Origin of the sequence: Aurantimicrobium sp., from assembly GCF_036667855.1 — a bacterium.
Lineage (GTDB): Bacteria > Actinomycetota > Actinomycetes > Actinomycetales > Microbacteriaceae > Aurantimicrobium.
Genome location: NZ_JAVWTF010000016.1, coordinates 23,851 through 35,158, shown reverse-complemented (window position 1 = coordinate 35,158; position 11,308 = coordinate 23,851). Strand labels below are relative to the sequence as shown.

Genomic DNA, 11,308 nt, shown 5'->3' with positions numbered 1-11,308 from the left:
AAACCCAAGGCAAAATCGAACGCTTCCACCAAACACTGAAAAAACGACTGCGCAGCAGAGAACCAGCACACACTCTCGCAGAACTCCAACAACAACTCGATGAGTTCCAAGAAATCTACAACCACCACAGACCACACCGCGCATTGGGCAAAAGAACACCCGAAGAGGTTTATCAAGCTGGAGTGAAAGCACACCCCGTCAAAGAATCCGTTTCACACGACTGGCGCACCCGCTATGACAAAGTCGACAAAGGAGGAAAACTCACCCTCAGACGCGCAGGAAAACTTCACCACATGAGCGTCGGCGCAGCACATGCCGGAGAAGAAGTTCTTATGTTGATCGACCAAACAACCGTCATCGTGACACTGCAACACAGTGGAGAAGTCCTCAGTCAACATCACATAGAACCAGAAAGAAACTACTGGCGAGACCAACTAAAAAGTCCAGGCCGATGGCCTGGACTTTCATAATTTTGTCAACAAGGTCGGGACTCATCTGTCAACAAGGTCCCGACTCATCACATTTGTGCCCTCGAAAGGATTCGAACCTTCGACCTTTGGTACCGGAAACCAATGCTCTATCCCCTGAGCTACGAGGGCGGGAAGTTTTTAGGTTATCAGTGGAACTCTTGCTCATGTTTTTATCAAGTGTGCCGGGCACCCGTAGAATTGAGGTTCAATACTGACCTTTCAGTGCTCTATAGGCTTCAGGGGCCAATCCAGGCTCGCTCGCTCTCAATCTTTTTCTTTGTTTCCAGTGAGGTCCTAACGTGACTGCCAACCAGCTTGCCCCCGACTGGCTTGATGCCAGCGTTGATAGCAACGCGCTTGTCAGAGGTATATGGGCTGAATCTGTGCTTCGTACTGAGTCTGGACAAATCAATATCGCCGGTGTCACTGTCAGCGAACTTGCATCAAAATTCGGTACGCCTTTATTTGTCGTTGACGAGCTTCACGCTCGTAACCGAGCCTTCGAGGTCCGGGAATCTTTTGACAATGCTCTTTCAGCAGTAGGTGGAACTGCACAGGTCTATTACGCAGGTAAAGCATTCTTGTGTACTGAAGTGGTCCGTTGGGTAGCTGAAGCAGGTCTTAATGTAGATGTGGCAAGCGGGGGAGAGCTCGCTGTGGCGCTCGCTGCAGGCTTGGACCCAGCTCGAATTGGATTGCATGGCAATAACAAGTCACAGCCGGAGATAGAACGTGCAGTTGGGGTTGGTGTCGGCACCATCGTTATCGATTCTCTGGTTGAGATTGGTCGCGTGGCTGACGCTGCTCGCCGCGCAGGCAAGACACAACGTGTTCGCCTTCGTGTGAATAGCGGAGTCCACGCTCACACCCACAGTTTCCTTGCAACTGCGCATGAGGATCAGAAGTTCGGCGTCACCATTGCTGATGCCCCTGCACTTGTTGCTGAGATTCGCTCGCACGCCTCTCTTGAATTCGTTGGTCTTCACTGCCACATTGGTTCTCAGATATTTGGTACGGACGGTTTTGCTGAATCAGCAGCACGGTTGCTCGCTTTGCATGCTGAACTCCTTAAAGGTGGACCTGTGCCAGAGCTGAACCTCGGTGGTGGCTTTGGTATTGCATACACACCAGCTGATGAGCCAACTCCTATTGCAGAAATAGCTCAGGAAATAGCATCTGTCGTCTCTGCAGAGTGTGTCCGTTTGGGTATTGAAATCCCTGTTATCTGTGTTGAACCGGGTCGTGCTGTCATTGGTACCTCGACGTTCACACTCTATGAAGTGGGTACTACTAAAGATGTCACCGTGGACGTTGTAGACGAGAACGGTGTCTCCACAGGACAAACAGCTGTTCGTAAGTATGTCAGTGTTGACGGTGGCATGAGCGATAACGCACGCCCTGCTCTCTATGGAGCTGATTACTCAGTTCGCATTGCGAACCGAGTGTCCGATGCGGAACCTGCACTGGTGCGTATTGCGGGCAAGCACTGTGAATCTGGAGACATACTTGTTTATGCGGACTACCTCCCAGGAGATGTTCACCCTGGAGACTTGTTAGCAATACCCGCGACTGGGGCCTACTGCTGGTCTCTGGCAAGTAACTACAACTACTTAACGCGACCACCGGTCGTGGCCGTGAAAGACGGCGTCGCCCGCGTCATTGTGCGCGGCGAAACCGAAGAAGACCTCTTAGCGCGCGACATGGGCGTTATTCGAAAGGCTCAGTAATGAAGAAGGCATCGAAATGATTGAGTATCGTAACGTCCGCGTAGCACTGCTGGGTGGTGGAACCGTCGGAGCACAGGTTGCCCGCCTTCTCCTCGAGCACAAGGAAGAGTTCGCATCCCGTGTAGGTGCAAGCCTAGAACTCACCGGCATTGCCGTGCGCAACCTCGATGCACCACGTTCTGCAGATCTGCCTAAGGAACTCTTCACCACTGATGCCGAATCCTTGATCTTGAGCGCTGACATCGTGATTGAAGTTATGGGTGGTCTTGAGCCAGCTCGCAGCTACATTCTGCAGGCTATTACCTCAGGTGCAGATGTTGTGACAGCAAACAAGGCACTTCTCGCAACTCACGGTACTGAATTGTTCGAAGCAGCAGAGCGCGTAGGTGCTCAGCTCTACTTCGAGGCTGCAGTTGCTGGGGCTATTCCCATTATTCGCCCACTTCGTGAAAGCCTTGCCGGTGACCGCGTCAAGCGCATTATGGGCATTGTTAACGGAACCACCAACTACATCTTGGACAAGATGGACACCGAAGGCGCGTCATTCGATGACGCGCTCGCCGTGGCTACCGAGTTGGGCTATGCAGAAGCAGATCCAACTGCAGATGTTGATGCTTTCGACGCCGCTCAAAAGGCTTCCATCTTGGCTAGTCTTGCCTTCCACACCACTATTCCTCTGGAAAGTGTGCACCGCGAAGGTATCCGAGAAATCTCAGGCAAGACCGTTGAACTGGCCAAGAAGGCTGGTTACGTGGTCAAGCTCCTCGCAGTATGCGAGCGCTTGGCTGACCCCACCTCTGGTGAAGAAGGCGTCTCTGCTCGCGTTTACCCGGCTTTGATTTCACGCGAACACCCCCTTGCTGCGGTGCACAAGGCCAACAACGCTGTATTCGTTGAGGCAGAAGCAGCAGGGTCTTTGATGTTCTATGGCGCTGGTGCTGGAGGGCCCGAGACTGCATCTGCCGTATTGGGAGATCTGGTCTCAGCTGCTCGCCGTCACGTTATTGGCGGACCTGGCTTGGGCGCTTCGACAAACGCAAACCTGCCGGTGCTTCCTATTAGCGCAATCATTACTCGTTATCACGTGACCTTGTCGGTCTTTGACCGCCCAGGAGTACTCGCTTCAGTTGCAGATGTCTTTGCTCAGCATGGAGTTTCTGTCGAATTGGTAGAGCAAGGCACATTTGGTAGCGAGGCGGTGTCTGGTGAGGCCGCACCGACGGCTACGCTAGTTATTGGTACGCATGCAGCTCTTGAGTCTGATCTAGCGGCCACCGTTTCCGCTCTTGCGCAGTTGGATGCCGTGAGCTCAGTGGTTTCGGTTCTACGAGTTGAAGGAGCCTAAATTGGCACATCAGTGGCGCGGAGTTCTGCCTGAATACGCAGACCGCCTCAACATTTCTGACGCAACCCCCATCGTTACTTTGGGTGAGGGTGGCACCCCACTGATTGAAGCTAAGGCTCTTTCGGCACGCACCGGTGCTCGTGTGTTCGTCAAATACGAAGGAATGAACCCTACGGGTTCATTCAAGGACCGCGGAATGACTATGGCCATTTCGAAGGCTGTAGAACACGGTGCCAAAGCGGTTATCTGTGCTTCAACTGGTAACACCAGTGCTTCGGCGGCTGCCTATGCAACCCACGCAGGCATCTCGGCTGCTGTGTTGATTCCTGAAGGCAAGATCTCTATGGGCAAGCTCAGCCAGGCGGTAGCGCACAACGCTGAAATCATTCAAATCGAAGGCAACTTCGATGACTGCCTCGACATTGCTCGTGACCTCGCTGCTAACTACCCCGTTCACCTCGTGAACTCGGTGAACCCTGACCGCATTGAAGGCCAGAAGACCGCTGCATATGAAGTAGTTGAAGTACTTCAGGATGCGCCTGACTTCCACTTTGTTCCCGTCGGTAACGCTGGCAACTACACCGCGTACTTCCGTGGTTACAGCGAAGAACTTGAACGCGGTGCTTCCACCAAACTTCCTCGCATGTTTGGTTTCCAGGCTGCTGGTTCAGCACCTATCGTGCTTGGCCACCCGGTCAAGAACCCAGAAACGATTGCCAGTGCTATCCGTATTGGTAATCCTGCTTCATGGGAGTTCGCACTAGGTGCACGCGATGTCAGCAATGGCTACTTTGGCGCCATTGATGACGCAGGCATTCTTGCTGCACAACGCATTCTTTCTGCTGAGGTCGGCATTTTCGTTGAGCCAGCTTCTGCTATCTCTGTTGCAGGTCTTCTGGAGCGTGCCGAAAACGGCCACATTCCTGCTGGTTCAACAGTTGTCTTGACCGTCACCGGCCATGGTCTCAAGGACCCTCTCTGGGCTCTCAAGAAGGCAGACGGCACTGAAGTTGCACCTACTGTCGTTCCTGTCAGCACCGAAGAGGTAGCTAACGTACTCGGTCTCGTCAAGGGCGCTTCTCACTAATGTCCTCAGGGTCCATGCAGGTGCCGGTAGGCAGAGCGGTCACCGTTCGCGTACCGGCTACTTCGGCAAACTTGGGCCCCGGCTTTGACACTCTTGGTCTTGCTCTCGGTTTCTATGACCAACTTGAGGTGTCCACGCGTTCTGAACCTGGTGCCACGGTTGAAGTAATCGGTGAAGGTGCTCCAGATAGCGCAGCACCCGTATCAACTGATGCTTCCAACTTGGTTGTTCAATCCATCGCTCACGCCTTCGCACATGCGGGCGTGACAATGCCTGGGCTAAGCCTCCGAGCACACAATCAGATTCCTCACAGCCGTGGCATGGGTTCATCTAGTGCTGCCATTGTGTCCGGTTTAGTTGCAGCTCAGGGCCTACTTGAAGGAATCTTTGCATTTGACTCAGATACCTTGCTCAGATTGGCTACTGATCTCGAAGGCCACCCCGACAATGTTGCTCCCGCGCTTTTCGGTGGCCTAACTATCGCGTGGACCACAGAAGATGGCCCACGCTGCAAGCGCCTGCTTGTTCATCGAGGCGTTTCACCGCTGGTGTTGGTTCCCTCCTTCACCATGTCGACAAAGCATGCACGCTCGCTCCAGCCCGAGAGCGTTCCTCATGAAGACGCGATATTTAACGTGTCGCGTTCTTCCCTGCTAGTTGCAGCGCTCACGCAAAGCCCAGAGCTCCTCTTTGAAGCTACTGAAGACAAGCTTCACCAGGACTACCGTGCTGAGGCAATGCCTCAGACCAGTGCATTGGTGAAAGTGCTTCGAGAGAACGGTTTCGCTGCCGTGGTCTCGGGCGCTGGCCCATCGATTCTTGTTTTATGTTCAGACCCCGCACAACGAGTTCGTGCTGCACAGCTTGTCTCAAAGTTCGAGGAGACCCCTTGGCGCGCACTGATGTTGGCCGTTGATTTTGCTGGAGCGACAGTAACGTCGTCACATATTCAGTAAATAATTTGAATAAATCAATTACTTTCTTGATCTGAACAAGTTGTATTTCAGGATGCAGTAGATAGCCCTGAAGCCATCCTTCATGCCAATTTTCTTTCCTTCGGCATAGGTGCGGCCATCGTAAGAGATACCCACTTCATAAATCTTCAGACCTCTACGAGAAATCTTTGCAGTGATTTCAGGCTCGAAACCGAAACGGGATTCTTCGATGGTGATGCCTTGAATGATGTCACGCTTGAACGCCTTGTAACAGGTCTCCATATCGGTCAAATTCAAATCGGTAAACATATTTGAAGCTAACGTGAGGAATTTGTTTCCCAAACTGTGCCAGTAGTAGAGAACCCGATGTGAATCGCCACCGATAAAGCGGCTTCCATAAACAACGTCAGCATTATGTTCGAGAAACGGGGCAAGAATCTTGGGATATTCGTTGGGATCGTATTCAAGATCTGCATCTTGAATAATCACGATGTCTCCGGTGGCATGAGCAAAACCGGTTCTCAGAGCAGCGCCTTTTCCCTGATTTTTTTCATGAGAAAGAACTTGATCAACAAGCTTTCCTTTGACGCTCAAGAGTGTTTGGAGTGTCTCATCGCTCGAGCAGTCATCAATAGCAATAACTTCAAGGTTCTTCCAGGGAGAGTTTCGAACCTTTTCAAGGAGGGCAACGATAGTTTTTGCTTCGTTGTAGCAGGGAACGACAACACTGAGTTTGGGATTCAATTTGTAATCTTTCTCACTATGGCGCGACCGGCCTTCAACAGAACTACTAGATAGTCTAAAGGTCGATAAAGTTCATATTTTTCACACGAAACTGCTGGAGTTTTTTCTGACGCAGTTGTGTGGTTTGAGTAAGGCATTTCTTTGGCTTGGAAAAAACAAGTAGTTAAGTTCGGGATTGTTGGCGTGACCTCAAGTCTCATCGACTTAGCTGTTTACTCAATGATTTTTTATCTCTTTGGGGTAATTCCGTCTATTTCGAAAGCAATCGGATTTATTTCAGGTTCGATTTTTGGATATTTAGTTAACAGGCGCTGGACTTTTAGATCCACGAGTTCAGTGAAGTCAAACATTGTCCAATATGTCATTTTGTATCTGACATCCCTCACGTTGAATGTGGGAATTAATTCAGCAGTTTTGTTTTTACTGGGCAAAGGGCATTTTTATAGCGTTTTAGTTGCCTTTGTTATTGCGACCGGTGCGGCAGCCTTGACGAACTTCCTCGGATTGAAGTTCATCGTTTTCAGAAAATCCAAATAACTATTTTTCAACGCGAACTAAGCCACGGGAGTCGATGTATTTGGGCAGCCACGTTCTGCGATCCTTTTCAAAGTACGTGACTACGGCGCCCTCCATCGAATAACAGCCATACATCAGCCATGGGTCATCTTGAGATAACTCAACATAGTTCCGTGAAATGTCGATAGAACTCGCCAAGGATTTGCAGTCAGCAGCAACTTTTGCCCGATTTTCAATCCCGGTTGGTGTGGGCAAGGTTAGGTATGAACCTGATCTATTTTCGGCCAAGACCGTTTGAGCGACCAGAGCGACTGTGAGCAACACAATTGCTATAGGCGCTGAGTACTTCTTGGCTGTATGTGCCTTCTCCGAATGCGAACATAGTGCTGACGTGACAATTACTACCCCGAGTAGGGGGAGAACAGTCCAGAATCGATAACTCGAGTAAAACGGGGAAAGGGTATACGAGGAAATTCGGTCAGTTGCCAGAAAACCTAGACAAAATAACGCTGTACCAAAGAGGACAAATTCAATGAAGCGACGATTGCGTTTAGAAGATTGAATCCAAGCAATAATCACTGCAGGGGCTGTGATAGCTGCAAGTAACAGTGGGTAGAAAAGTATCTCTTGAGTCTTCAGGCTGTCTTTGAGCTGTTCTAGGCTCAACGCGATGGGCTCGGGGTGGTAGTGAATGGCTTCAGGGTTGAGAACGTAAAAGTATCCGAGTGCATATATTCCGAAAGCACCGATTAGTAGCCCAGGCGCCCAAAATTTCCATCTCTTCCTTGTAGTAGCGAAAAGTAACGCAGGTGCCAAAATTGCAGTTGCCGGATTTGAGGCAAAACAAATGCCAATTATTGCCCCTGCGCTCATACTCAGGGTCTTAGATTCTGAACGTGTTATCAAGAGAATTATTCCTAGAGCAACCAGAGAACTCGTTGTGCCAAAGTTCCGGGGAATCATTGTGGCAATGATGTACGCCGGAGGTAGCACGAAGGGGATTAATCCTGCGATGAAAAACAAAAGTATTCTTCGTGCCTTAATGGCAAGAAATGTTGCTGCTAAGTAGGGCAAGTAAAAAGCAGTAACAGAAACTAGGCAAATAGCGATATCAGCTCTGACGTTAAAGAAAACCAGAGGGGTCGCTACCCAAGATTCGAGTGGGAATAAATAATTTTGACCCCAGAAATATGGCTCAGGTATGAACCCTTGTGAATAAAAAGTAGCCATGTCAGCCATGACTAACTGATCAGCGTCAACGACAGGGAAAATAAACCTTGTGCTGTAGTAGACAGCCTGCACAATGTACAAAGTCACAATCACTATGAACGGCCAGTACTTCGCTATGCGGTTTAGGAAAGTTGGTTGCACCACTCAAGCCTAGAGAACAAAATATTGTGTGGTTTTAGTTGGCGTGAAATTCGCTTGAGTTAGATTCTGTTACAGTTGATGAGTTCGGTTGAATTTCGGCTTACGTCATTCCTGAACATTCACCAGTTCCGAGTGAACTTCATTTAATTCATTGCACCATCCCTGAAGTCTGTTTCTATCAAAGAATTGGCCGGGGTATGAGATGCCAAACAATATAGGAGAACTCATGTCTGAGAACTCAATCAATGAAACCCCCGCAGCAGAAGCTGCACCCCGCAAGCGCACTTCTCGTCGCGCAACCGTAACCGCACCCGTGTCTTCTGCTGATGCAGTGACCGGCGCAGTATCTGTCAGCGCTTCGCAGCACGTCAATGCTGGCGACGCCGGCGTTCCTGCTCTGGCACCTGCTTTGCAGGCCAGTGCTGAGGAAGCACCACGTCGTGGCCGTGGCCGCCCAGCAAAGAAGACCGTCGAGGCATCAGTAGACGCTCCGGCATCCGAGTCCGCTGTACCTGCAGAATCAGGCGAAGCAGGCCCACGTCGTGGTCGTGGCCGCGGACGTAACGCTGAGGCTACAGAAAGCAACGGCGACGCTGAACAGAACAACAACTCTTCCGAAGTTAGTTCCGAGGCAGACAATTCCGAAGGCGATCGCCCCAGCCGTAACCGCAACCGTAACCGTAACCGTCGCGACCGCAACGACCGCACCGAAGGCGAGAACGGTAACCGTAACAACGGTCCCGAGTCCGACGGTGAAGAGCGCTTCGACCGTAATGACCGCAACAACCGCAACAACCGTCAGCGTGACCGCCGACGCGGTGGTCGCATGGGCGACGAAGTAGAACCCGAAATCCTCGAAGATGATGTCTTGATTCCTATCGCGGGTATCTTGGACGTTCTCGACAACTATGCATTCGTTCGCACCTCTGGGTACCTTCCCGGTAACAACGACGTCTATGTGTCTCTCGGCCAGGTCAAGAAGTACAACCTGCGCAAGGGTGACGCCATTATTGGCTCTATCAAGCAGCCTCGCGAAGGCGAAGGCTTCGGTCGCCAGAAGTACAACGCACTGGTCAAGATTGATTCCATCAACGGTCAGAGCATCGAAGAGGCAGCAACTCGTGTTGACTTCCAAGCCTTGACCCCTCTTTACCCCCAGGAGCGTCTGCGCCTGGAGACCGAGTCTTCCAAGGTCACTGGTCGCATTATTGACCTTGTATCCCCCATTGGTAAGGGTCAGCGTGGTCTGATTGTTGCGCCGCCCAAGGCGGGCAAGACCATCGTGATGCAGCAGATTGCCAACGCCATCGCACAGAACAACCCTGAGGTTCACCTCATGGTTGTTCTGGTGGACGAGCGTCCCGAAGAAGTAACCGATATGGAGCGCAGCGTGAAGGGTGAAGTTATTGCTTCCACCTTCGACCGCCCTGCAGAAGACCACACCATGGTGGCAGAGCTCGCTATCGAACGAGCAAAGCGCCTCGTTGAGCTCGGCCAAGATGTTGTTGTACTGCTTGATTCGATTACTCGTCTGGGCCGTGCCTACAATCTGGCAGCTCCTGCGTCTGGACGTATTCTCTCTGGTGGCGTTGATGCTGCTGCTCTTTACCCACCCAAGAAGTTCTTCGGTGCTGCACGCAACATTGAGAACGGTGGCTCATTGACCATCATTGCTTCGGCACTGGTTGAGACCGGTTCGAAGATGGACGAAGTCATCTTCGAAGAGTTCAAGGGCACTGGCAACATGGAACTCCGCCTGTCGCGTTCTCTCGCAGACAAGCGCATCTTCCCTGCTGTTGACGTCAACGCGTCGGGTACTCGCCGCGAAGAAATGCTCATGGGTCCTGATGAAGTCAAGGTCACCTGGAAGCTTCGCCGCGCACTCGCTGGTCTTGACCAGCAGCAGGCGCTGGAAAGCATTGTGGGCAAGCTCAAGGACACTGCAACCAACGTTGAGTTCCTCATGTTGATGCAGAAGTCCAACGCTTCCAAGGAGGACTAAGCCGTGCTTTCTTCTGTACAAGGCCTTCTCGCCGAGTACGAAGAGCTGCAGGTTCAGCTCTCCGACCCGGCCGTGCACGCTGACGCTGCACGCTCGAAGAAGCTCAACCGTCGTTATGCCGAACTCAGCCAGATCAAGACTGCTTATGAGCAGTTGAACGCTCTGGAAGAGGACCTGGCTGCTGCCAGGGAACTGGCCAAGGAAGACGAAGCATTCGCTGCTGAGATTCCTGCACTTGAGGAAGCAATTCCTGGAGCACAAGAAAAGCTCCGCCGTTTGCTTATTCCTCGTGACCCCGATGATGGCCGTGACGTGATCATGGAAATCAAGGGTGGTGAAGGTGGTGCAGAGAGCCAGCTGTTCGTTGCAGACCTTCTGCGCATGTATCTCCACTACGCAGAGTCCAAGGGCTGGAAGACAGAAGTTCTGGATAAGACCGAGTCTGACCTTGGTGGTTACAAGGATGTTCAAGTTGCTATCAAGGGCAACTCGAACGACCCTGCACAGGGTGTCTGGGCGCACCTGAAGTATGAAGGTGGTGTACACCGCGTTCAGCGCGTGCCCGCAACCGAGTCCCAGGGACGTATCCACACATCTGCTGCCGGTGTTCTCGTTTTTCCCGAAGTAGACGAGCCTGAAGAAGTTCAGATCAACCAGAACGACCTCAAGATCGATGTATATCGCTCGAGTGGACCTGGTGGACAGTCTGTGAACACTACTGACTCTGCCGTGCGCATTACCCACCTTCCTACGGGAATCGTGGTTTCGATGCAGAACGAGAAGAGCCAGCTTCAGAACCGTGAAGCCGGTATGCGCGTGCTCCGCGCGCGCATACTTGCTCGTCAGCAGGAAGAAGCAATGGCAGAAGCCAGTGCGGCACGTAAAGAACAGATTCGTACCGTGGACCGTTCAGAGCGTATTCGCACCTACAACTTCCCAGAGAATCGCATTGCTGACCACCGCACCGGGTACAAGTCATACGACTTAGACCGCGTAATGGATGGTGCTGTTGAGCCTGTGATTCAGTCCTGCATAAGTGCTGATGAAGAGTCACGCTTGGCAGCATTGGGCGATCAAGCGTAAATAGCTTTATGGGCGTCATGGTTTAGTC

General features: G+C 51.7%; 10 protein-coding genes and 1 tRNA gene. 8 read left to right on the top strand and 3 right to left on the bottom strand.

Annotation, left to right across the window (positions count from 1 at the left end; translation table 11 throughout):
- A partial coding sequence (locus tag RR877_RS05105) for an integrase core domain-containing protein (protein WP_332627765.1) occupies positions 1 to 470 on the top strand: 470 nt, incomplete at its 5' end.
- A gap of 56 nt (positions 471 to 526) precedes the next feature.
- On the opposite strand, the gene RR877_RS05100 is transcribed toward RR877_RS05105, so the two are convergent.
- A tRNA-Arg gene (locus tag RR877_RS05100) sits at positions 527 to 599 on the bottom strand.
- 170 nt (positions 600 to 769) lie between these two features.
- Between RR877_RS05100 and lysA the strand changes: the two genes are divergently transcribed.
- Genes lysA through thrB form a run of 4 tightly spaced genes read left to right on the top strand, consistent with a single transcriptional unit; the run spans position 770 to position 5,585 of the window.
- Positions 770 to 2,197 (top strand): diaminopimelate decarboxylase, encoded by a 1,428-nt coding sequence (gene lysA / locus RR877_RS05095; RefSeq protein WP_332550890.1) that lies wholly within the window; start codon positions 770 to 772, stop codon positions 2,195 to 2,197.
- A gap of 16 nt (positions 2,198 to 2,213) precedes the next feature.
- Positions 2,214 to 3,542, top strand: a complete 1,329-nt coding sequence (locus RR877_RS05090) for a homoserine dehydrogenase (RefSeq protein WP_332550889.1) — start codon at positions 2,214 to 2,216, stop codon at positions 3,540 to 3,542.
- A 1-nt stretch (position 3,543) separates the two neighbouring features.
- On the top strand, positions 3,544 to 4,629 hold the full coding sequence (gene thrC / locus RR877_RS05085; RefSeq protein ID WP_332550888.1) for a threonine synthase: 1,086 nt from the start codon (positions 3,544 to 3,546) through the stop codon (positions 4,627 to 4,629).
- Positions 4,629 to 5,585: a homoserine kinase gene (thrB, locus tag RR877_RS05080; protein ID WP_332550887.1), complete on the top strand. Its 957-nt coding sequence runs from the start codon at positions 4,629 to 4,631 to the stop codon at positions 5,583 to 5,585. The genes thrC and thrB overlap by 1 nt, the downstream gene beginning before the upstream one ends.
- Before the next feature lie 18 nt (positions 5,586 to 5,603).
- Here thrB and RR877_RS05075 read toward each other — a convergent pair whose 3' ends face one another.
- Positions 5,604 to 6,308, bottom strand: coding sequence for a glycosyltransferase family 2 protein (locus RR877_RS05075; protein WP_332550886.1), 705 nt, complete (start codon positions 6,306 to 6,308; stop codon positions 5,604 to 5,606).
- A gap of 141 nt (positions 6,309 to 6,449) precedes the next feature.
- Between RR877_RS05075 and RR877_RS05070 the strand changes: the two genes are divergently transcribed.
- Positions 6,450 to 6,845 carry a GtrA family protein gene (locus RR877_RS05070; protein WP_332550885.1) on the top strand — a complete coding sequence of 132 codons (396 nt, stop codon included), beginning with the start codon at positions 6,450 to 6,452 and terminating at the stop codon, positions 6,843 to 6,845.
- Here the strand turns inward: RR877_RS05070 and RR877_RS05065 are convergent, their stop codons facing one another.
- Entirely contained in the window at positions 6,846 to 8,063 is a 1,218-nt protein-coding gene (locus RR877_RS05065) for a hypothetical protein (RefSeq protein ID WP_332550884.1), read from the bottom strand.
- A gap of 358 nt (positions 8,064 to 8,421) precedes the next feature.
- Between RR877_RS05065 and rho the strand changes: the two genes are divergently transcribed.
- Complete coding sequence (rho, locus tag RR877_RS05060; protein ID WP_332550883.1) at positions 8,422 to 10,197, top strand: transcription termination factor Rho; 1,776 nt, start codon at positions 8,422 to 8,424, stop codon at positions 10,195 to 10,197.
- Between the two features lie 3 nt (positions 10,198 to 10,200).
- Complete coding sequence (gene prfA / locus RR877_RS05055) at positions 10,201 to 11,280, top strand: peptide chain release factor 1 (RefSeq protein WP_332550882.1); 1,080 nt, start codon at positions 10,201 to 10,203, stop codon at positions 11,278 to 11,280.
- Positions 11,281 to 11,308 lie beyond the last annotated feature (28 nt).

What these genes read in the sequence shown, in the direction of transcription:
- RR877_RS05090 (WP_332550889.1), top strand. Translation starts at nt 2,214, where the DNA reads ATGATTGAGTATCGTAACGTCCGCGTAGCACTGCTGGGTGGTGGAACC.
- rho (WP_332550883.1), top strand. Translation starts at nt 8,422, where the DNA reads ATGTCTGAGAACTCAATCAATGAAACCCCCGCAGCAGAAGCTGCACCC.
- RR877_RS05065 (WP_332550884.1), bottom strand. Translation starts at nt 8,063, where the DNA reads ATGGCTGACATGGCTACTTTTTATTCACAAGGGTTCATACCTGAGCCA.
- thrB (WP_332550887.1), top strand. Translation starts at nt 4,629, where the DNA reads ATGTCCTCAGGGTCCATGCAGGTGCCGGTAGGCAGAGCGGTCACCGTT.